Source organism: Flavobacterium soyae (assembly GCF_045348165.1).
Classification (GTDB): domain Bacteria; phylum Bacteroidota; class Bacteroidia; order Flavobacteriales; family Flavobacteriaceae; genus Flavobacterium; species Flavobacterium soyae.
The window spans coordinates 5,052,323-5,075,133 of the sequence record NZ_CP150845.1; the positions used below are offsets into that span (position 1 = coordinate 5,052,323).

The 22,811-nt window shown below is 35.0% G+C and carries 13 protein-coding genes; 4 read left to right on the forward strand and 9 right to left on the reverse strand.

The window, feature by feature from the left end; all coding sequences use genetic code 11:
• Positions 1–31: 31 nt before the first annotated feature.
• The 7 genes from AABD74_RS20855 to AABD74_RS20885 all read right to left on the reverse strand — a co-directional run bounded on the left by AABD74_RS20855 (position 32) and on the right by AABD74_RS20885 (position 14,765).
• A complete protein-coding gene (locus AABD74_RS20855; RefSeq protein WP_406844176.1) occupies positions 32–1,867 on the reverse strand; it encodes a metallophosphoesterase family protein in 1,836 nt (611 codons plus the stop codon).
• 206 nt (positions 1,868–2,073) lie between these two features.
• Positions 2,074–2,637, reverse strand: a complete 564-nt coding sequence (locus AABD74_RS20860; RefSeq protein ID WP_406844177.1) for a hypothetical protein — start codon at positions 2,635–2,637, stop codon at positions 2,074–2,076.
• 13 nt (positions 2,638–2,650) lie between these two features.
• On the reverse strand, positions 2,651–4,924 hold the full coding sequence (locus AABD74_RS20865) for a GH92 family glycosyl hydrolase (protein ID WP_406844178.1): 2,274 nt from the start codon (positions 4,922–4,924) through the stop codon (positions 2,651–2,653).
• Positions 4,925–5,038: 114 nt separating this feature from the next.
• On the reverse strand, positions 5,039–7,339 hold the full coding sequence (locus tag AABD74_RS20870; protein ID WP_406844179.1) for a GH92 family glycosyl hydrolase: 2,301 nt from the start codon (positions 7,337–7,339) through the stop codon (positions 5,039–5,041).
• Between the two features lie 325 nt (positions 7,340–7,664).
• Positions 7,665–9,278 (reverse strand): RagB/SusD family nutrient uptake outer membrane protein, encoded by a 1,614-nt coding sequence (locus AABD74_RS20875; protein ID WP_232679271.1) that lies wholly within the window; start codon positions 9,276–9,278, stop codon positions 7,665–7,667.
• Positions 9,279–9,297: 19 nt separating this feature from the next.
• Positions 9,298–12,309, reverse strand: coding sequence for a SusC/RagA family TonB-linked outer membrane protein (locus tag AABD74_RS20880; protein WP_406844180.1), 3,012 nt, complete (start codon positions 12,307–12,309; stop codon positions 9,298–9,300).
• A 281-nt stretch (positions 12,310–12,590) separates the two neighbouring features.
• On the reverse strand, positions 12,591–14,765 hold the full coding sequence (locus AABD74_RS20885; protein ID WP_406844181.1) for an alpha-N-acetylglucosaminidase: 2,175 nt from the start codon (positions 14,763–14,765) through the stop codon (positions 12,591–12,593).
• Positions 14,766–15,279: 514 nt separating this feature from the next.
• Here AABD74_RS20885 and AABD74_RS20890 point away from each other — a divergent pair.
• The gene (locus AABD74_RS20890) at positions 15,280–16,095 is read left to right on the forward strand and encodes a helix-turn-helix domain-containing protein (RefSeq protein WP_406844182.1); all 816 of its coding nucleotides are present in this window, start codon (positions 15,280–15,282) and stop codon (positions 16,093–16,095) included.
• A 2-nt stretch (positions 16,096–16,097) separates the two neighbouring features.
• Here AABD74_RS20890 and AABD74_RS20895 read toward each other — a convergent pair whose 3' ends face one another.
• The gene (locus AABD74_RS20895) at positions 16,098–16,544 is read right to left on the reverse strand and encodes a hypothetical protein (RefSeq protein ID WP_232679267.1); all 447 of its coding nucleotides are present in this window, start codon (positions 16,542–16,544) and stop codon (positions 16,098–16,100) included.
• A 331-nt stretch (positions 16,545–16,875) separates the two neighbouring features.
• Between AABD74_RS20895 and gndA the strand changes: the two genes are divergently transcribed.
• From gndA to pgl, 3 genes are read left to right on the forward strand one after another with little or no spacing between them, the layout of a single operon-like run.
• Entirely contained in the window at positions 16,876–18,285 is a 1,410-nt protein-coding gene (gene gndA / locus AABD74_RS20900; RefSeq protein WP_406844183.1) for an NADP-dependent phosphogluconate dehydrogenase, read from the forward strand.
• Positions 18,286–18,313: 28 nt separating this feature from the next.
• The gene (zwf, locus tag AABD74_RS20905) at positions 18,314–19,846 is read left to right on the forward strand and encodes a glucose-6-phosphate dehydrogenase (RefSeq protein ID WP_406844184.1); all 1,533 of its coding nucleotides are present in this window, start codon (positions 18,314–18,316) and stop codon (positions 19,844–19,846) included.
• Positions 19,827–20,543: a 6-phosphogluconolactonase gene (gene pgl, locus AABD74_RS20910; protein ID WP_406844185.1), complete on the forward strand. Its 717-nt coding sequence runs from the start codon at positions 19,827–19,829 to the stop codon at positions 20,541–20,543. The genes zwf and pgl overlap by 20 nt, the downstream gene beginning before the upstream one ends.
• A 75-nt stretch (positions 20,544–20,618) precedes the next feature.
• On the opposite strand, the gene AABD74_RS20915 is transcribed toward pgl, so the two are convergent.
• Positions 20,619–22,811, reverse strand: a complete 2,193-nt coding sequence (locus tag AABD74_RS20915; protein WP_406844186.1) for a peptidase domain-containing ABC transporter — start codon at positions 22,809–22,811, stop codon at positions 20,619–20,621.

The window sequence follows — 22,811 nt, forward strand, 5'->3', positions numbered from 1 at the left end:
TTTAATCTTTTTGATTTAATAAATATCAAAATTATTTAACAGATAAATTATCAATTTTATTATTCTTCAAATCAATTTTAAAATGATCGGAAGGTTCCCCATTCATGGTTTTTAAAAATATTTCTGCCCATAAAATCAATTTTGGCTCATTTGATCTTTTTAACTGCCCGCAAACCAATTCATATTGTTTTAATTTCTTGTTCCCAATTTCTGAAATCGCCAGTTCATCGGCATTTTTTAAGCGGTAAAAATCGAAAATCATATCAAAACCAGTCCATGATTCAAAATCGGAAATCGTTAAAGAATTTGATTGCAGATCTTTATCAATTTCTGATGCATTTTTATTGATTTCTAATAAATTTTTGCCTGAAAGATTTACAATTGATTCTAAAAATTCGGCTGGAAAATCTTCGGGCAAGAACCTTAAACGTACTAATTCTTTTAAATGCCAGGTGGTAAATTCTTTATAATCTTTGGCTTTTAGAATTTCTTTATTCCAAATATGATCCCTTTTACTATTTTGCAAATGAGTATATTCTTCTTCATAAAAAGGGAATAAACTATTAAAATCAATGACTTTGCCAACTACAACAGTTTCAACTTCGAGTTCAGAATCAGAATGAATGGTCAATATTTTGTACGCCGGCATATATGCTGCAAGTGAAGGCGTCTGAATATTAAACAATGTATTACCTTTTGCTGATGTTCTTACACCCGTATCATTGATATGCATATGTCCGCCAAAATGGACCTGAATGCCGGCATCTGCAAATTGCTGTGCTGCTGCTTCATCAGGAACTCGCTGCAATTGCATTTTATCAGCGCCAAAAAGCTGTTTTAATTCCGGTGATGCATTGTCATTAAATTCAACCATCGGATAATGACTGAAAGCTATCAGTATTTTTCCTCTTTTCTTTGCTTCCGCAGAAACTTTTTTAACCCAGTTTAGCAGATGGCTTTTATAAATCAGAACGTTATTATAACCTGTATTGGCTCCCGAAAAATCATGCGGGTTATCTGGCTGGCCCGATAATTTCTCGTTCGGTACATAAGCGTTGGCATCTATTGCTAAAAGCCAGATTCCTTTAATTGGTTCGACAAGGTAACTCGCATCTGGAAGAAATAAACTGGTGTTTTTAATTGCATACGTTCTTTTTTCTAAAACTGATTCTTTTTGGGCTTCTTCAAAATTATAATGCTCATACCTGTAGTTAGAAAAAGGAGTTTCCCAGTACAAATTGGTCTTTTTTGGAAAAAAACCAAAATCTCTCATTTCACGAATGGTTTCTTTGTAACCCCAGTTTTTTATATCGGCTGTGATAATGGGATCCAGTTCACTTTTACTTTTATTGAAATTGTTTTTAGAACTGCTGATGATTTGCTCTTTTCCGTCTTTACCCAGAAAATCAGTTTTAACGGCATCCTGCGAAAATGGTCTTACAACATCATGATTGCCGGTCGTTACAAAAAAGGAAATCCCGTATTTTTGAGAATATTCGTTGAGTATTTTTCTCAATCCGCGTACATGAACAGGCTGCCCGTCGTCGCTGAAATCGCCCGGAAGTACAACTTGTTTGATACCTCTTTTGACAATATCATTTAAGGCTTCTAAAAAGGCAAAATAATTTTCATTAAAAATTCTGGTTGAATGCAGCTGCGAATTCATCGTTCTGATATTGGCATATTCGCCCGTAACCGGATTTTTGATTCCCTGATAATTGTTGTCTTCAAATTTTGCAAAAATATCTTGTAAATGAACATCGGCTATAAAAGCGATTTGGATCTTTTTCTCATCGAAATGCTGTTCTGTTTTACAGGAAATCAGAACTAAAAGTATCAATGAACAAAAGATATTTTTGAATGACATTTTTATTATTTTAATATTATCCTGTTAGGTCAGCTTTTTAATTTGAAACACATAGAAACATAGATTTCGGTACCGTTAAAAAGCATTTCACTTGCATTAACACATCCCGATAGCTATCGGGATTATGTGCAAAAACTAGTTTTTTTAAAGTTCTTTTCTAAATTTCTAAACCTATGTTTCTATGTGTTTAAAATAAACCTATTTTTTTACTCCGTTACCTTTACCAAAGTAAAATTAATCCCTAGCGGATTTTTAGTTACTTTACAGATTAAAGGATATTCAGGATTTTTTACGATCCACATTTCAGTTTCGTCAATCTGTGCGGTTACGTGTAACGCATCTATCCATCTTCCGTCAATGGAAACGCCGTTTTTATCTTCGTTTTTGTCCAGAACATAAGTCGTATTATTGTACACAAAAGAATTGTTTTTTACTAAATCCTGATAAGCCGACTGCGATATCATAAAAAAAGTTTCTGTGGGTTTTAAATTCAAAACCGGTGCGTATTCTCCCTGATTAAAACTTAAGGTATTTCCGTTTTTTACCGCTTCAGGAAGCATCACAATTTTGCTTTTTACACCTCTTGTTTCCAATTTGAAAGCCAGCGCATTATCTGCTGTTTCAGCCGTAAGCTGCAAGGTTCTGGTCTGTCCGTGAAGTTTGCAGACATAATGCAGTTCGGTATTATTTTTTAGTGTCGGAATGTAGTTCTGTGCTATTCCAGTTTTATAAACGGTACAAAAAAGAATAACTAAAATTATATTTTTCATCTTGCTGATCGTTTTATTTAGCCGGCGGTAAAACTGCAGTTCCCCAAGCCGAAGGTTTCGAATCCATTTCAAGAATCAATTCTCCTCCGTTATTAATATCATCATGTAAAATCCACGCTTTGTTATAGCTTTTTCCGTTTAAAAAAGCAGCTTTTATATATTTGTTTTTATCACTCATTTTTTTAGCTGTAATCTTAAACTTTTTACCGTTTTCTAATTGCATCGTCGTTTCTTTTATCAAAGGCGTATTAATCAGGTAATAAGGCTGTCCGGCATTTGGATATAATCCCATCATGTGGAAAGCAAGCCACGAAGACATTGCACCTGAATCGTCGTTGCCGGGAAGTCCTTCTCTTGAAGTATTGAAATTATTTTTGATAATGGTTCTGATTCTGTCGCTGCTCAAATACGGTTTTCCGATCCAGTGATACAGGCAGGGCGTTAAAAACGACGGCTCGTTGGCAACATTATACAAATCTGAATTAAAGAAAGTATTCAATCTGTCTTCAAACGCTTTTTCTCCTCCTGATTTACGAACCAGTTCCGGAACATCGTGTGGAATGCTCAATGAATATTCCCATGAATTTCCTTCGTAAAAGAAAACGCACCAATGGCAGACATACCAAGGCGATTCGATAATTACAGGCGTATATTTAAAAGTAGGTTTCTGGATTTTTGATTCTCCGAAAACAACATCATCCAGCCATTTTCCGTCTTTGTCTTTTGGCATAATAAATCCTTTGGCTCCGTTATTTTCGTAATCAGAACGCCATAAATTCTGCCAGCTGTCGGCTTGTTTGATATACTGATTATACAAATCTGTTTTTCCTAATCCTTTTGCTACTACGGCAATATTATAATCGTTGTACGCATAATCGATTGTTCGGTTTCCTGCGCGGTCTGTGCCATAAGGAACATATCCTAATTTCAGGTAATCTATCAGTCCGCCTCTTCCTTCTTTTTCTTCATTTCCTCCCGGCGGAACTGTGGCGTCTTTGAGCATTGCCTGCAGTGCCAGTTCGTAATCTATTCCTTTTAAGTTTTTTACAAAAGCATCTGCTAAAACAACCTCAGCGTTAGAACCACCCTGAGTTCGTCCGTTATCGTTGCCGCTTCTTCCTTCGGGTAAATAACCTTCGCGTTTGTAAATGTTCAGCATGGCATTGATTATTTCTACTTTACGCTTAGAATCTATCAATGTAATTAATGGGCTTGAGGTTCTAAAAGTGTCCCAAATCGTATAAAAATCATCATAATAAGGTTCATCATTTGTCCATAACGGATTTTCTCCTGTCCGGTCAACCGGCATAATCATCGTATGATATAAACCGGTGTAGAACATTTTTTTATACTCTTCTGAAGTATCCTCAGATAATTTAATTCGGCTTAATAAGTTTTCCCATTTATTTTCTAAAGTGGATAAAACGGTATTAAAATCCCAATGCGGAATTTCAACTTCGATGTTATTTTTTGCTTTTAATTCACTTAAAAATGAGATTCCGATTTTGACATTCAGTTCTTCTTTTCCTGTGTTTCCGAAAGAAAGCAAGGCTGCTGTTTTTTTTCCTGAATCAAATTGTGCTTTTTGATTGTTATAAAACTTTCCGGCTTTAAAGGTTACATATTTTGCAATTGGCTGATCGAAAACGGCCCAGAAGTAAACAGTATAAGCGCGTCCGTTATTCCAGCCTCCTCTTATTCTGCTGTATCCCCGAACTTCGGTGTCTGAAACAATTTCGATCTGAGAACCTACAAACTGCTGTGCTTCTCTGGCATCAGGAATTTTTTCTTCTCCCAGAAAAAATCCGGGGTCAATTTTTAATTCTTTGGATGTGTTTTTTGGGTAAGTAAATCTGTAAAAGGATACTTTTTCACCTGTAGTTATTTCGGTTTTGATTTTATTTTCTTTGAAAACGGTTTCATAGTACCCCAGTTTTACATTTTCTTCTGCCCTGAAAGAAGTCTGGTCCAGTTTATCTAAAGCACCGGAAAACGGCATTATCTGAATATTTCCGTATTTAGGGCCTCCGCCCGTTCCGCTCACATGCACCTGACTGAAACCTGTTACTTCTTTCGGTATTGGAAGCCAGCCGCTGTTTGGACTCGAGGTACAGTCCGGGCTTGGTTTTACCATTCCGTAAGGACATGAAGGACCAATAAAAACCCTGCCTACTCCTTCTGATCCAATCATTGGGTCTACATATTGATGTACTGTCTGCTGGGCATTAATGATTATTGTAAACAAAAATGATATTCCTAAAAGTATATTTTTACTGTATATTTTCATTACTTATTTATTTCTTTGAACTATTTTTTAGCCACAGATTTAAAGGATTACAATGATTTTAAAAATAATCCGAATAATCTGTGAAATCTGTGGCAAAAAAATTATTGCAAGCATTTAATTTGACATTTCTAAAATTAATTCACCTCCATTGGTGATCTCCTTATGCGAAAGAGTAAAATCTTTTACAATTTTATTGTTGTATTTGATGTCTTTTATATACACATTTTCAGGATTGTTATTATTTGCTTTTATCACAAATGTTTTACCTGTATAGTATTTCGGATTTAAGTCTATTGAAATTTTATTAAATATAGGGCTTCCTATTTGATAAACAGCATCTTTGTCTGTACCGCCATTCATTTGAAATAAACCCAATTTAAGCAATACATTCAGACTCCCCATTAATCCCTGATCTTCGTCTCCGTTATAACCGGTTGCGGGAGATAATCCGCTGAAAGTTTCTTTTACTACGTTTCTTGTCCAATACTGCGTTAAATCCGGTCTTCCTAATATGGTAAAAATATTAGATGTCTGCATAGAGGGCTGATTTCCAAAATTAACTGGAATTCTGCTAAACTCCGGGTGCAATTCTGCATCGTGTGATGTCCCGGAAGTATATTTTTGTTTTTTGGCTGTTTCAAACTGCGTGTTCAATTTTGCGGCAGCTTTTTCTTTTCCTCCCATTAAAGCGGCTAATCCTTCAATATCATGTGGTACAAACCACGTTGACTGCGCTCCATTCGATTCTATAAATCCATTTTCGTATTGATACGGATCATAATCTTCACGCCATTTTCCTTCAACATTTTTCGGACGCATCCAGCCTATTTTTGCATCAAAAACATTTTTATAGTTTTCTGCTCTTTTCATAAAATAATTATAATCCTCTTCATGGTTTAGTTTTTTTGCCAATTGCGCCAAAGTCCAATCCTGATATGCATATTCTAAAGTCTGGCTTACACCGTCTTCATGGCTTCCGAAATTACCATCGGGAAGCGGGTACGGCACATATCCTTTTTCTAAATAATATTTTAATCCGCCGCCAATATTGGTATTATGTTCATATCCGGCTTTTTCCATAATACCGCCCGGCATATGATTTTTTTTGAGTGCAGTATAAATCCCTTCCAAATCTTCTTTGACTATTCCTTTTTGAATGGCGCTTACAATAAAAGGCGTTGCTGAGGCTCCTGTCATTACATAAGTGTCATTTCCTCCTGAAGGACCGCGCGGAATTATACCGCCGTCTTTATAATACTGCATTAAAGAATACACAAATTCTTCCATAATTTCAGGATATACAAGTCCCCAAAGATTATTTATTGTCCATTGTGCTCCCCAAAAAGCATCTGAATTATAATGATTGAATTTCGGTTTTCCGTCAGCATTTAAAGGTAGATGCCCCACCCTGAATTTAGCACCTGTATTATCAGGATAAGCTCCATTTGCATCACTGATCGTTTTTCTTCCTTGCAGGGCATGCCATAGATCAGTATAAAATCTTCTCTGATCGGTTACTGTTCCTCCTTCTATTTTTATTCTTCCTAATAAATCACTCCATTCTTTTCTGGAATCAGAGATTGTTTTATTAAAATTCCAATGTGGTAATTCGGTTTCAATATTATTATTGGCATTTTCAATTGAGGTGTAGGATATTCCTACTTTCATCAATATTTTTTCGGCTGTTTTATGAAAATTAACCAAATAATTACCCGTCACATTATCTATTTCTAAAGAAGTAATGGGCTCATTTGTTTTAATTTTAAAAAATACTGTTAGTGGTTTTGGACGTCTAAAATTGGTACTCAAAACTAATGATCCGGAAAGTTCATAATCATTGTTTTTTTCTAATTTTCCGTTTGTATTTTCGCAAGGCCCTAAAATAGTGTTCAAATTAAAAAGAACTGCTTTTTGTGCCTTTATAGGAAAAGTATATTTATGAAAACCAACTCTTGGCGTGCTGGTTAATTCTGCAGTTATTTGATATCTATTTAATTTTATTGAATGATATCCTGGTGTTATAATTTCGGTTTGATGACTGAATTTGGAATAAAAATCTTTAAAAATAGTTTGTTTGTTTTCAGCAGAAACTGTTACGGGCATTACTGATACGCCTGACATCTGCCATTCGTGAATGTGGCTGAAACCTTTAACTGTATCTGTAGTATATTTATAACCGCCTCCCCAATCGCCGTTAATTTCGGTATCAGGATTTAAGTTTACCATACCAAACGGACGGCTTGCTGATGAAAAGTAAAACCATCTGGAATTTTCTGTGTCCAGCTGCGGATAAACCATATCTGATAGTTGTTTCTTTTTTAAAGAAACTTCTTTTTGGGCTTTACATGACACTAAAAAAATAAGAACTAAACTTACTCCAATGCGTCCTATTTTATAGATTTTATTTAGTTCCATTTATTCGTTTTGTATTGTTGGGGCAATAGTTGGTTTATTTCTAAATCGAAAATATAAGGCACAGGATTTACCTGAGAATTGCTGGGTTTTAATGTATTCTCAAAACATAAATTGAAAGAATATTACAAAGCTTAATCTTTCATTGATTTCTGGAACGGCATTCAATTAAGCTTTGTGTTTATTCAAAAAATGAAACTAAACTGATTCTCACGATCAACTGAAAAAAGCAGTTTTCTTTTAGTAAAAAAGGAGAAGAGTTTTTACTCTCCTCTCCTTTTCAAAATTTAAATTGAGCTACAATGTGTACTTAATTAAATTCATATTTTTAATATCCATCATTTTGGGTCAAAGCCGGGTTTAAAACCATAGCGTTGGTTGGGATTGGGAAAACACGACGGTAAACATCTGTATTGGTTTTGTAGCCCCATTGTCCTTCATATTTTCCAAAACGGATCATATCATTTCTATGCCATGCTTCCCAGGTAAACTCACGGCTTCTTTCTTTATAAAGTTCCTCTAAACTTACACCGCTCAAAGCTGCAGATGTTGTACGGTTAGAACGAACCATATTTACTAATGCATCAGCATTTTGTCCTAATGTTATACTTCCGCCACGAAGAATAGATTCTGCTTTCATTAAAAGTACATCTGAATAACGCAAGAAAGGAACGTCGTTCTTTTGGTTACGATTTGTTGAAGTAGCATCCGGATAGAATTTAATATTTCTATATCCCATGTTCCAGGCAATTTCATCGTTTCCAAGATCAAATAAAGTTACACTTTGACGAAGCACAATGTTTGGTGTCAAGTCTACCTGATAGGTATATGCTGCACCTCCATCCGATCCTGTATAAAACTGATCGTATCCTTTTTTAGTTGTTGTAACCATTACCGGAGTAACACCATCATTCATGTATTGTGGACCTGTAAGCCATTGTTTGCTGCGTATATCATTTGCATCATTAAAGTATGCATAAAATTCCGGAAGAGTACTTCTAGGTGCACTTGGTGTAAAAGGAAGTCCAAATTTAGCTCTTTCAGAACGAGGCACATCGTAGCGTGCGTGATACATTTGTCCGTTAAAACCAACTGTAACTGCTGCCGGGTCATAAGGTACTGCAAAAATAAACTCTTTCATTAGCGGCCCGTTAGTCGGATAAAACATTTGAAGATAAGTTGCTCTTGGTTCAACAGCATATAAACCAGAATTAATTACCTGATCGCAAGCTGCAATACAATCATTATAGCGTTGTGTTCCTGTATATACCTCAGCGTTCAAATACAATTTAGCAAGCATTGCATTAGCAGTCTGCTTATTTGGTCTTCCATAAGTTGTAACTCCCGATGCAGCATTTAAACTAGGAACTGCATTTTTTAATTCTTTCTCAATAAAATTGAAAACGTCTTTTCTGGGAGTTTTAGCATGAGAAGAAAAATCTCCATACAATGTATCCAAAGGCACATCTCCATAACTATCCATTAACATGAAATAAGAAATAGCGCGCATTGTTTTTAATTCAGAAATCAAAGTTTGTTTATCTGAACCTTCAGGCATTGTCTGGTTCAAAATTGAAATTGCCTGATTACTGGTTCCGATAACTTTAGACGACCAGTCCCAAAGACTTCCTATGATACCATTATCTGCATTCCAGTCATGGTAATGCATGGCAATATAATTTCTGTTATCAAACCAGTTACCTCCTCTTGCCGGTAAAATAGCTTCATCTGTTGTTAAAGATTGTGACCACCACCAGGCAAATGAAAATTCACCGCGAAATGCTGTATAAACGGGTCCTGTAGTCTGAATGTACTGTGTTGAGTTTTGGGGAAAAACTTCGGGTGTTAATTGTGTTGTAATAGGCACATCTAGATCATCACAAGACCATATTAAACCAGTCATAAGTACCGGAAGCCCTAAATATTTTAATATCTTTTTCATAATTTTTAGCATTTAATTTTTAGAAGATCACATTTAAACCAAACATATAAGTTCTGGTTTTTGGATAGAAATTATTTGAATCTACACCTGGAGCTGTTCCTCCTTGTTCAACTTCCGGATCAATTCCTCTGTACTTAGTAATAACAAATACGTTATTTACTGTTTGGTAAATACGCACACTGCTTATATACCTGCCCACTTTACCAAAATTATATCCCAAAGTCATATTGTCTAATCTTACATAACTGCCGTCTTCTATAAAACGATCCGAATATTTATAAGAGTTTAAATCATTTGGTGACTCATTTCCTGCGTCGACTAAAATGTTATTGGTCATTGCAGTGCTAGGTCTGAATAAATCGGCACGCGTAGCATTGAAAATTTTATTACCAAAAACTCCTCTGAAGAAAATACTTAAATCAAATTTTTTGTATTGAAAATTATTTGCCCATCCTACTAATAATTTTGGCTGGGCGCTTCCTGCATAATGATAATCTACTCCAATTTGAGGTGTAGTAGTCAAATTACCATTTTTATCATAATACTGCGAAACTCCGGCTGCGTTTTTCCCTGCGTATTTCAATGTAAAGAACTGTCCTAAAGGTTTTCCTTCTTTAAAAATCTGTAATGTACTTCCTGTTTGTCCACCACCATCTGGCTGTACACGACGGATAGAATCTCCACCAACAAAGAATGGGCTGGTTAATTTAACGATCTCATTCTTGTTGTGTGCCAAATTCAGATTAGTTGTCCAGCTGAAATTTGCCGTTTTAACCGGAGTTGTGTTTAAACTAACCTCAATACCTTTATTAGACATTGTTCCTCCGTTTGCTACAATGTTTCCTACTGGTACAAGTACCGGATTTACGTTGTAGTTAAAAATCATGTCTGTTGTTTTCTTATCGTATACATCAACGGAACCTGATACTTTTCCTTTTAATATTGAGAAGTCAACACCAATATTTGCTGTAGCTGTTTTTTCCCATTTCAAATCAGGGTTAGCTGCCTGGTTAGGTCCATAAGCTCCAATTTGTTGTCCGTTATAATAGAAAGTTCCTAAACTTCCGGAAATAAACTGAGCTGTGTATGCATTAAATCCAGAAGAGTTTCCTGTTACCCCCCAGCTTCCGCGGAATTTCAAATCACTAAAAATGTTTTGATTCTGCATGAAACTTTCTTTATCTACTCTCCATGCACCACCTACAGAAGGGAAATACCCCCAGCGATTATTTGCTCCAAACATAGATCCGCCATCTCTTCTAAGTGATCCCTGTAAAAGATACCTGTCTTTGTAATTGTAATTTAAACGTCCAAAATAGGATATTAAACGTGTTTTTTGGTATGCTTTACTATCTCCAAAATTTACTACATAACCATTAACCGAAGTGTAATTACTTAAAGCAAGGTTGTTGTATCCTACATTATCTACCGGAAAGTTAGTTGTTGTAGCCTGAAATCCGTCTCCTAATGTATTTTCCTGCCATGAATAACCTATAACCGCTTTTATTTTATGCTCTCCTATTGATTTATCCCAAGTAAGGAAGCTTTCAATAATATTATTTCTGGTTTCGTAAGAATTTCTCAATGCTGAACCATTTATACCAAAATTAACCAATGTTTTTGTCAAAGGCGGATCTGGGTTGTTGTAAAAGTTGGCACTGTTGTATTGTGAATAATAACTGTCATAAAATTCTCCATGAGCCGACGTTAATCTTTGGTGTGCTAAATTCAAATTATAAGTAAATCCAAAAGGAAGTTTTACTTCTGCAGTAAGGTTACCTACAAGGTTTTCCGTTTTAGTTTCATCAGTACCATGTTCAATTAAAGCCACTGGGTTAAAATATCCCGGACTGGTAAAGTTTTCAAAAAAACTTCCATCAGCATTTCTTACCGGAGAAACAGGAAGATAGCTTGCTGCCTGCAAAAGAACAGTATTTCTCTGTGGTACATTTTTATATTTTGTACTAGAATTAGTAACATTTAAACCAAATTTAACCTTATCATCAAAAGCAAATTGTTCAACAGATAAGCGGGCAATGATACGGGAAAAATCACTTTTTAGCATTATACCTTCTTTATTAAGCGAAGTAATACTTGCTGTATAGTTTCCATGATCTCCGCCGCCGCTCATCGATAAGTTATGGCTGCTTGATGCTGCATATCCTGATCTTAAAATTTCTTTTTGCCAGTTTGTATTAGCACCTTTGTCATTTTCCGGAGTAAAGTTCAAATTGTTTTTAGTTGTAAAAGCTCTAAGCTGATCTGCATCCATCATGTCCAGATTATTTGAAACTTCTTCCCAGCCAACATAACCATTGTATGCAATCTGCGTTCTGCCTTTACTTCCTTTTTTTGTCGTTACCATAATAACTCCATTTGCGGCACGGTTACCATAGATTGCCGTTGCAGCAGCATCTTTTAATACATCGATAGTTGCAATATCATCTGGGGCAATTACTGAGATATCTACTCCGGGAATACCGTCTATTACATAAAACGGTCCTTGAGAACTATTTAATGTTGAAGCTCCACGCAAAACCACAGAAGCTGTTTTTGTCGGGTCGCCGCTTGATGAAATATTCAAACCAGAAACTTTACCCTGCAAAAGCTGTCCAACATCACTGATTGCTCCTCTGTTTAAATCTTCAGCTTTAACAGAAGTTACAGCAGTAGTAAGGTTTTTACGAGATCCTTTACCATAACCAACCACTACTACTTGTTCTAAGTTGGTTGTCGTAGGCTGTAACTTAATGGTATAGTTTGTTTTTGAACCATCTAATTTTAGTGGTAAATCATTAAATCCCATAAAAGAAATAATCAGTACAGCATTTTTATTTGAGACTGAAAGTTTAAATTTCCCATCAAAATCTGTTGTTACAGTATTGGTTGTACCTTTTTCAAGCACATTAGCGGCTGGAAGAGGAATACCTTTGTCATCTAAAATTATACCGGACACTTCTGTTTTTTGGGCCCAGGTATTAATTGAGAAGCCAAGAAAGAAGGCTAATAATAAAAGTTTAAGTTTTTCCATTGTTTTTTTGGTTAATTGGTTAAAATAGTATTGACGAAATTAATGCTAAAGAAATGTTAACAAATGGACATGTTATTCAGAAACATGGATAATTTCTTTAAAGTCAATAACGACAAGGCTTCACAAAGTTGTTTTTTTTAAAATTCTATAGTTAAAAACTTATTAATTAATCGATTTCGTAAAGATTTCATTTCATATATTCAGTATAGTTTAAGGTAATGGTTAAAAGTTTAAGTTATATTTTGCTTATATACGTATTAATTGCTGCCTTTGTATTTTATTTATTTACTTTCAGACCAATTAATTTCCCAATTTTTGATTAATTCACTTTCTTTTGTTTCATCAAATGGATTATTATTAACTGCTGATTTTTTTAGAGCCTCTAAAAACATTTTCCATCTTGGCCAGTAAAACCCTTTATACATTCCGTGCCATGATCTTGAAGCATAATCATTCAAATGTCCTTCTCCGCCCCAAAGTGTAATTAATGTTTTTGCATTTTTTACGTACAACTTAGACACCTCCGGAGAACTTCCGTATGCTGAGGCTGATTCTATCCAATTATCAAGACTGTTTAAAGGCTGCCCGATCATGATTTTGTCAATATCCAAAGCTTGTTTTTCTATCTTTTTAAACAGCTGGTCTCCTTTTGTAATGTCTTTCTGCTGGTACGCTTTTACACATTCTATCAAATCTTCATCAATACAGAGTGAATAATAATGTCTTGAAACATCAATTAAATCGTATTGAATAAGATTCTTTTTATCGTACTTTTTAGCTTCTTTGTTTAAAATATCTAAAGCTTCTTTTAGTTTTTTCTTATCTCCGGGATTTCCTTTAAATTCTGTAATTGTCACGGTCGGACGTTTAAAAAGCAAATACGCTCCAGCCCTATCATTCCACCAGCGGGTTTCCCAATATTTAATATTGTAAACAGATTCCAGCAATAATTGCCATGCCTGAAAAACAGAAGCAGAAGTCTTTTTCCCGTATCTCGCATCCAGATATTTATTGAGCCAGTCATCTATAGGCTGTTCTCCCTTACTCCATGCAAGATCATAGATGTATTCATAAACTATCGAATTATTATTTAAGCCTTCCGGCATAACTCCGTAGCCCACAACATTGCCTTTGTTTTTATTTTTTAGCAGACTCGTCAATTCATTTTTGTAGAAATTAAGATCTCCATAAACAGGATTTGATCCTCCATAATTATGTACATAACCATATGTCCATTGTTTTCCATAAAAGGCTTCCTGATTTTCCCATACTTTATATCTGTCATTGGCGTAGTCCTGAATGATTAGTCTGTCATTTGGTACTTTACTTAGAAATGCACTTGTGGCTTCTTTTGTCCAAAATTCTTTATCGTCTCCAAAAAGCCATCCCTGCATAACCCATACTGCACCAGGAGCTGCTTCATTAATAGTTTCATAAATTGTGCTTCCGTAATTTGAAAGTTCTTCATATTTATTATGTTCAGAAACCGGAGGCCTAATTTCATTAAAAGAATCTGCTAAATAAAAATTAGACTTTCCGTACATTTTAGTGTAAATTTCAATAAAGCGTTTTCCGATTTTTTTAAATAAAGGATCTTTAGAATCCAATAAAAAAGTACTTTCAAAACCGCCGCCAGACCATGATTTTAATTCACTTATTTTGGCTTCCGGGTGTTTTTCGGCAAAAGCTTTAGGCACATAACCACTAAAAGCAGGTACAACAGGATGCATGTCTAATGCTCTCATTCTGTCTAAGATTTTCTTTTGAAGCTCTTCTTTTTTACTGAACCATTCCTGCGGCAATGGCCCTTCAAGACTGTTGATGTTTCCCATACGCTGCCACGGCAAAAAGGCCGGTCCTGTAAAATGTGCTTCTAACTGAGTGCTGGTCAAACCGTACTCTTTCCATAATTCCTGCCACGCTGCTTCCTGGCCTTCCATTGCCGTTGGAAGATTAATGCCGTGCACTGCCATCCAGTCGATTTCCTGTTCCCAGCGTTTCCAGTCCCACCACGGAGTTGTGTAGCCAAAAGTACAGGCATTTAAATATTCTCTGTATTCAAATGGTGTATTTCCTTTTTTAGAATACTTTGGCCACGACTTTGGCAAATTGACTCTCTTTCCTTCCCAGCTTACTAAAACTGCACCAATATCCCTAAGAAAATTATAAGCGGCATAACAAATCGCAGTATTATTTGATGCTTTAATTTTTACCTGACTGCCTGTTGTTTCGATTTCAAACCAATCTGATTTATTATGCTCTTTGTTTTCAATAATACTTAATTCAAACTCGCTGGCACGATTACCTATAAGTCTTTCTATTACTGCTAATGCGCTTTTTGTTTTTTCTTCATTTTTGCAATACCCTTTGACCGCACAAAAAAACAGCAGTATAAAAATTGGTAAAGCCTTTTTTAAAGAACTATTCTTTTTAATTTTAAAATTCTCTCTTTTCATATAAATCATATATTTATTAAATCATCTCAGCCTAATACAAACAAGGGAGATTAAATAGTTAATTAATCTCCCTATCAAACAAAACAAAAATCTATTACTAGTAACTAACAATCTTATTCAATAAAACTCAAGATCAAACAACTGAGTCCTAAACTGAAAATAAAATTATACATAATGCCCTTTATTAAGATGGATTTATCAATCAAAAATATAGACATATTCTCTTAGAGTTGTTAACTTGTCACAAATAATTAATACTTTCCAGCTTTAATAATTTCCACAAAAAAGCCTGTAAACATTGAGTTTACAGGCTTTTTTTATATTAAAATCATATTTTTTGCAGCAAAAAAACATTGACTGTTCAATTGTGGTCATACAAACCTGCAAAGTCCTAAAAACAAAAGTTTTTCGAGCTTTTTTATTTTCATTTTATATCTATTTCTATCAAATTTATTTTTAATTTAGAATCAGCTGTAAATCAACAAATTAATTTCAAAATTAAGATAAAAATCAGATGCAGATTTTACCTTCCGCCAGTTTAGCTCCGTATATAAAGAATTATACTATTGTTACGATTGAAAAGGATCTTAACAATGAAGTATTTTATCCAAGCGGTTATGTAGACCTGATTATCAATATTTCTGAAGGAATGGCGGCTACTATTATCAATGGCAGACGAAAAGATACTCCGGCTATCGAGCTTCTGGGACACTTAACCCTTCCTGCCCGCCTTACCGTTGCAAAAGGGACTTCTGTACTTATAGCACGAATTTATCCGCATGCCAGTGCGTTGTTTTTCTCTGATCCATTATCAGAATTCACCAATTATGCTACAGACATGTACGATGTAGCACAAGTTGAAAACAGGGAGCTGTACGAAAAAATAATGGAGGCAGATGGACTTGCCTCCAAAATCAATATCTTAGAAAATCACTTTGTGCAGCAGCTGAAAAAATACGAAACCCGATTAAAGAAAGTATTGATGCTTCAAGGTCTCAATCAGAATCTTTTTGTTACTAATTCATTAGATTTACCTGCCTTAGCCCAAAATTCCGGATTATCAGAAAGATATATTCAAAAACTTTATCTGTCAAATGTTGGAATAAGTCCTTCGGCATTTACTTCTGTAATACGATTCAATAAAAGCCTGCATTTAGTCCTTAATACTTCTGAATCATTAACTACTATAGCCTGCGACTGCGGATATTATGATCAGGCACATTTTATTAAAGAGTTTAAAAAATTTACAGGCATTACTCCTTTTTCATCGCGATCTTCACTGCTAAAAAATGGTGCCGATTTTCAAGAAGCTGTCAATGTTGGTTTTTAGATTTATTTTGCCGGATGGTTGCTGCTAAACATGTCGCGGTGCATTTTCCAGCCGTCTTTTGTATTCTTCCAAATAACAATCACTTTTCCATCGTCTATTTTTTTACCTTCCAGATCGGTCATCTCATAATAACTTTCTTCTGTTACAGCCGTTTTGCCGTCTCCATATAAGTTTTGAATGATAAACTTAACTTGTACTTTAGGCCCGTTTTTAAAGAATGCAGCTATTTGTGTACTTCCACATATAGGTGCAGCATTGGGCGGAAACAAACAGGCATCCTTAGTATATCTGGTGAGAATAGATCCGTCATTTTTGTTAGCGAGATCTGCATAAATTTCATTACTAGCTTCTATAATCTTTCTGACATTTTTCAATGCAGGATTTGAAGTTTGTGCATTACACCAAAAGGTAAGCATCAGTAATCCGTTTAAAATAAGTGTTCTTTTCATTTCTAATAATTTTTTTTCCAAAGTAATTCATTCCTTCAGACAGAAAATTGTAAAATAACGAACAACTTTTGTTTTCACTTTCAAACAAACTTAAAACTCAAAATAAGTTTAATTTCAACACTTAAAAAAGTATCACAATAAACCCCAAAAGTGAACTATTTTACTCCTTATTTTTCAGCATTTTTCTCTAACTTAGCGCTCTACATTTTGAAATGTAAGATTAAAATAAACTTTGTTTTTCTGCAAAACATTGATTGAAAAAGAATTACCATACTTTCTCTTACTTTTTTGCTGCAAAACATTCTTCTAATAATTTAGTTAATTAAAAACTATGAGCAAATTCGATTTTGGAATTGTAGGACTTGGTGTAATGGGCCGTAACCTACTTTTAAATATTGCAAGCCATAACTTCGCGGCGGCTGGTCTAGACTTAGACACCGAAAAAGTCAACTCTCTTCAGCAGGAAGCGGGTCCGGATGATACCATTGAAGCAACAACAGATGTTAAACATTTTACATCACTTATTCAACAGCCAAGAGCGATTATGCTATTGGTTCCTGCCGGAAAACCGGTTGACAGCGCAATCGCAAGTTTATTACCGCATTTAGATAAAGGAGATATTATAATCGATGGCGGAAATACTTATTTTACCGATACTGACAGAAGATTTTTGGAATTATCTGAAAAAGGAATCCATTTCTTTGGAATGGGAATTTCAGGAGGTGAAAAAGGAGCTCGTTTCGGTCCTGCAATGATGCCGGGCGGTGACCAGAAAGCATACGAAAGACTTCGTCCTATTTTTGAAGCGATTGCAGCAAAAGTAGACGGAGAGCCTTGTGTAGAATATCTAGGAAATGGTTCTGCAGGTAATTATGTAAAAATGGTTCACAACGGAATCGAATACGGAATTATGCAATTGATCTCTGAGATTTATGACTTAATGAAAAAAGGTTATAATCTGGATGACGAAACGATTCAGAAAACTTTTGAAGAGTGGAACCAAACGGATGATCTTAGATCGTATTTGATCGAAATTACCGGAAAGATTTTAAAACAAAAAGATGAAGACGGAAGTCTTTTAATCAATAAAATTTCAGACTGGGCAAAATCCAAAGGAACAGGAAAATGGACTTCGCAAAACGCAATGGATTTACAGGTTCCGGTTCCAACTATCGATGCTGCGGTTAACATGCGCGATATGTCTAAAACTAAACCTGAAAGAATTGAAGCTGCTAAAAAATTAGTTTGGAACGCTGCAGAAAGTAATGTAAATACAAGCGAAGCAATTGCTGCCTTAAAATCGGCATTATACCTTTCTATTGTTGTAACTTATGCGCAGGGATTAGCACAGCTTCATACGGCTTCTAAAGAATACAATTACGGATTAAACTTAGAAACTGTTGCTAAAATTTGGCGCGGCGGCTGTATTATTCGTGCGACTATTTTAGAAGATTTCAGAAAAGCATTTGTTACAAAATCAGATTTACCAAATATACTTTTGGATGCTGGAATTGCTTCTAAATTATCAGAAAACCAAGCCGGAATGAGAACTGCTGTTCAGTTTGCGGTTCAAAAAGGATTACCAGTTGCAGGATTGATGAATTCATTAGCTTATTTTGATGCTTACAGATCTGCAAATCTGCCAACAAATTTAATTCAGGCGCAGCGTGATTTCTTCGGGGCGCATACTTATGAGCGTATTGACAAAGAAGGTGTTTTCCACACACAATGGTCTGAATAAACAACTTAAAGCAACACAACTACACACAATGACTAAAAATAAACTTAAGAATCCAACAATCATTGTTATTTTTGGAGGAACCGGAGATTTAGCAAAGAGAAAGCTCTTTCCCGCATTTCAAAATCTGTACCTTGACGGACGTATGTCTGAAAAGTTTCAGATTATTGCTCTTGGAAGAGCAGAAAAAACTAATGAAGATTTTCGCAGTTATGTATTAGAAAACCTAAATACTTTTTCAAGAAGAAAAGGAGTTTCTGATCCTGAAACTGAAAAATTTCTTTCGCACATTACGTATCACAGTCTTGATATTGATAAAGAAGAATCGTATATCGGATTAAACGAGAAAATCAACAATTTTGATCTGGCTTTTGGCGAACGTGCTAATCGTCTTTTCTATCTTTCGATTACACCTTCTTTTATTTCGACGATTTCAAGCAATATCAAAAAGATTGGACTTGCTGCAAATCCTAAGCAAGACCGTATTATTATTGAAAAACCTTTTGGTTACGATAAAACTTCGGCAATTGAACTGAACGAAATGCTTTCGCAGACTTTCAAAGAAGAGCAGATTTACAGAATTGACCATTATTTAGGTAAAGAAACTGTTCAGAATATTTTGGCTTTCCGTTTTGGAAATTCGATGTTTGAACCTTTATGGAGCCGTAATTTTATTGATTTTGTTCAGATTACCGTTGCAGAAGAAGTGGGCGTTGAAGAACGAGGAGGTTTCTACGAAGGTGTTGGTGCTTTAAAGGATATGATTCAGAACCATTTGCTTCAGATTTTATGTATGACCGCTATGGAAGCACCTGCATCATTGAGTGCAGATGACATTCGTAATCGTAAAGCTGATGTTCTAAAATCGATTCGCCGTATCAAACCTGAGGAAGTAGATCATTATATTGTAAGAGGTCAATACGATACCGGCGAAATAAAAGGAGTTCCGGTTCTGGGATATCGTCAGGATAAAGGAATTGCACCAGATTCTAATACAGAAACTTATGTAGCAATGAAAATTTATCTGGACAACTGGAGATGGCAGGGAATTCCGTTTTATCTGCGTTCCGGGAAAAGAATGGAAGAAAAACAATCTTCTATTATTATACAATTTAAACCAGTGCCGCATTCTTCATTTTCTTATGGGAAAGAAGGAATGACACCAAACCGGCTAATCATCAATATCCAGCCTGCAATGGACATTAAACTGCAGTTTATGACCAAAAAGCCTGGGCTTTCGCTTTCGTTAAGACCTGCAGAAATGGTATTTGACTATTTCGCTTGTTCTACGATGTCGCCGGAAGCTTATGAAACATTAATCGCCGATGCTTTAGCAGGAGATCCTACCCTATTTATGCGCTGGGACCAGGTGGAAGAGGCCTGGGACGCTATTGACACGATTCAGCAGGTATGGAAAACTATTGCGCCAGCCAATTTTCCTAATTACAAAGCGGGAAGCTGGGGGCCAGAAGAAGCAGACGAATTATTGGCGCGTCAAGGGCATGCCTGGATTCCAAATACACAAATAATAGAAGAAATTTTAAATGATACAGATATACAATAATATAGAAGAAATTAATAGTAAAGCTGCAGATCTTTTTGCAGCATCTGCCCAGAAAGCTATTGCCGAAAAAGGCAAATTTACAACTGTTCTTACCGGAGGTTCTTCTCCAGCAGGAATTTACAAGTTATTAGCTTCTGATGCTTACAAAACAAAAATTGACTGGAGTAAAGTTTTTATATTTTGGGGAGACGAACGCTGGGTTCCGCTAAATGATGATTTGAGTAATGCAAAAATGTCTTACGCTACATTATTAAGCCACGTTCCTATTCCGGCAGAAAATATTTTTGAAATGTATAAAGATGGTGTTACGCCAGAAGATTTTGCGGTTACTTACGAGCAGTCTATTAGAACTGTTTTAGGTGATGAAGGAAAATTTGACCTTATTTTATTAGGTATGGGAGACGACGGACACACGGCTTCTCTTTTTCCTCGTGAAGCGGTTTTAGACGAACAAAATAAATGGGTTGCTGCTTATTATTTAGCACCGCAAAGTATGCACCGCATTACGCTGACTGCGCCATTAATCAACAAAGCCGAAAAGATTATCGTAGTGGCTTTTGGAGAGAAAAAAGCACATGCTTTAAAAGAAGTAACAACCGGGGTATACAATCCTTCAACTTACCCAATGCAGCTGATTAAACCCGTATCTGGAGAATTATTATTTCTTGTAGATAAAAATGCTGCGGGAGCAAATTAAAATTTGTTTTACAAAATACTGAAAAGCCTGTGAACATAATGTTTACAGGCTTTTTATATTAAAATATATAATAATCTAATTTCCTAGCTCTAGTTGATTTTTTACTAAATTAAAATAATCTGATTTATTAAAAACTAATTCAGAATGGCTGCCCTGTTCAACAATTTCGCCATTTTTAAGTACTATGATATTATCTGCATTTTTTACAGTACTCAATCTGTGTGCAATAATAACAACGGTTTTTCCTTTAAAAAATTCCTGCAGATTATCATGTATAATTTTTTCGTTTTCAGCATCAAGTGCAGATGTTGCTTCATCAAAGAAAATATAATGCGGATTTTTGTAAACAGCCCTGGCAATTAAAATACGCTGTTTTTGACCACCAGAAATTCCATTTCCTGATGCCCCAATTTTTGTATTATACCCAAGTGGTAATGTTTCAATAAAATTTTCAATATTGGCAATTTTTACTGCCCTTTTCATTTTTTCCCGATCAATAATTTCTTCACCCATTGCAATATTTCTTTCAATTGTATCTGAGAAAATAAACCCTTCCTGCATAACAACGCCACAGTTTTCACGCAAACTTTTGGCCGAAATATTTTTTACATTTTCGGATTCAAATAACAGCCTGCCTTTTGTTGGTTCATAGAACTTTAATAACAATTTTAGCAAAGTAGTTTTTCCGCTCCCACTCGCACCAACAATCGCTGTAATTTTACCTTCAGGAATAACAAAATTAATATCTTTTAATACAAAGGACGATTGAGGTCCTTCATACTGAAAACTTAAATCCACCCCTCTTATTCCTAAAGGAAATTGAGTATTAATATTATTTATTTTTAAAAGATTATCATCTCCTTCTTCTGTTGGATGGTTTTGTACCTCATTCAATCTTTCTAAGCTGAGTTTTGCATCTTGAAAAGAACGAAAAAAACTAACAAGTTGATTTATTGGACTATTCATTTGCCCTACTATATAAGATACACTTAAAAGCTGTCCTAAAGTCATTTGTCCTTTTATAACAAAACTTGCTGCTAAAAAGGTGACTAAAATATTTTTAAATTGATTTAAAAACTCAAAGCCAGACAACTGGAATTGGTTTAATTTTAAAATTCGGATATTTATTTTAAATAATTTCGCTTGGATTTCTTCCCATTCTTTTCGCTTAAAATATTCAAACTGATTTAATTTCATTTCAGTTACTCCATTGATGATTTCTAAAATGGATTCGTGGTTTTGGCTTCGCTGCTGAAAAAGAAAATAATCTAGAATTTTTCGCTTTTTGAGCCAATAAAAAGACCAGCTGATAGACATTACAGTAAGAAAAAGATAAACGATAAGAATTTTAGCATCATAATAACAAAGAACTCCAAAGAACACCGAAAATGTAATCATTGAAAAAAAAGTAACTAAACTTTGAGAGGTCAAAAAATGCTCAATACGCTCATTATCTTGTATACGCTGAGTAAAGTCGCCGGTCATTTTAGTATCAAAAAACTTAATTGGCAATTGCAGTAACTTTTTTAAAAAATCAGATATAATGTTAATACTAATTTTTGTTCCTATATAAAGCATTAACCAGTTTCGAATTATTTCGATCGTTATAGACCCAAAAAACAAACCTAGCTGAGCTAAAAGAATAAGACTTATCAGGTTTAAGTTTTTCTTGCTTACACCATTATCAATAAGACTTTGAGTTAGAAAAGGGAAAACTAAACTTAAAGCGCTCCCTAATAAAAGCATTATAAAAAGCCAGATTAATTGTTTTTTGAATGGTTTCAAATGATTAAAAATATATTTAATCTTTAATCTTTCTTCTTTAGGCGGAGTTAATTCATAGAACTTTTCAGTTGGTTCAAGAAACAAAGCAATTCCATTATTTTCATCAGACAACCAGGACTTTACAAACTTTTCTTCATTTAATACAATCAAACCGTAGCCCGGATCAGCAATTTTATACGTTTTTTTTCTTGTCAGTCTATTTTTTTTTATTTTTTCAAGGACAACGAAATGATTTTGATTCCAATGAAGAATACAAGGCAAAGGCATTTGATTAAGTCTTTCAATAGTTAATCTACCAGAAAGGACTTCAAAGCCTATCTTGGCTGCGGCCTCTGCAATACCTAATAAAGAAACTCCTTCCCGAGTTATAAACGAATTATCCCTCAAGTATTGTAATGAATATTTTTTACCATAAGTACTGGCTGCCATACATAAACAAGCAGGTCCGCAATCCATTTGGTCTCTTTGAGGGGTAAAAATCAT

Coding starts and splice junctions, on each gene's coding strand:
- AABD74_RS20885 (WP_406844181.1), bottom strand. CDS start 14,765: ATGAAAAGAGAGAATTTTAAAATTAAAAAGAATAGTTCTTTAAAAAAG.
- AABD74_RS20870 (WP_406844179.1), bottom strand. CDS start 7,339: ATGGAACTAAATAAAATCTATAAAATAGGACGCATTGGAGTAAGTTTA.
- AABD74_RS20895 (WP_232679267.1), bottom strand. CDS start 16,544: ATGAAAAGAACACTTATTTTAAACGGATTACTGATGCTTACCTTTTGG.
- gndA (WP_406844183.1), top strand. CDS start 16,876: ATGAGCAAATTCGATTTTGGAATTGTAGGACTTGGTGTAATGGGCCGT.
- AABD74_RS20890 (WP_406844182.1), top strand. CDS start 15,280: ATGCAGATTTTACCTTCCGCCAGTTTAGCTCCGTATATAAAGAATTAT.
- AABD74_RS20875 (WP_232679271.1), bottom strand. CDS start 9,278: ATGAAAAAGATATTAAAATATTTAGGGCTTCCGGTACTTATGACTGGT.
- AABD74_RS20860 (WP_406844177.1), bottom strand. CDS start 2,637: ATGAAAAATATAATTTTAGTTATTCTTTTTTGTACCGTTTATAAAACT.
- pgl (WP_406844185.1), top strand. CDS start 19,827: ATGATACAGATATACAATAATATAGAAGAAATTAATAGTAAAGCTGCA.
- AABD74_RS20865 (WP_406844178.1), bottom strand. CDS start 4,924: ATGAAAATATACAGTAAAAATATACTTTTAGGAATATCATTTTTGTTT.
- zwf (WP_406844184.1), top strand. CDS start 18,314: ATGACTAAAAATAAACTTAAGAATCCAACAATCATTGTTATTTTTGGA.
- AABD74_RS20915 (WP_406844186.1), bottom strand. CDS start 22,811: ATGATTTTTACCCCTCAAAGAGACCAAATGGATTGCGGACCTGCTTGT.
- AABD74_RS20880 (WP_406844180.1), bottom strand. CDS start 12,309: ATGGAAAAACTTAAACTTTTATTATTAGCCTTCTTTCTTGGCTTCTCA.
- AABD74_RS20855 (WP_406844176.1), bottom strand. CDS start 1,867: ATGTCATTCAAAAATATCTTTTGTTCATTGATACTTTTAGTTCTGATT.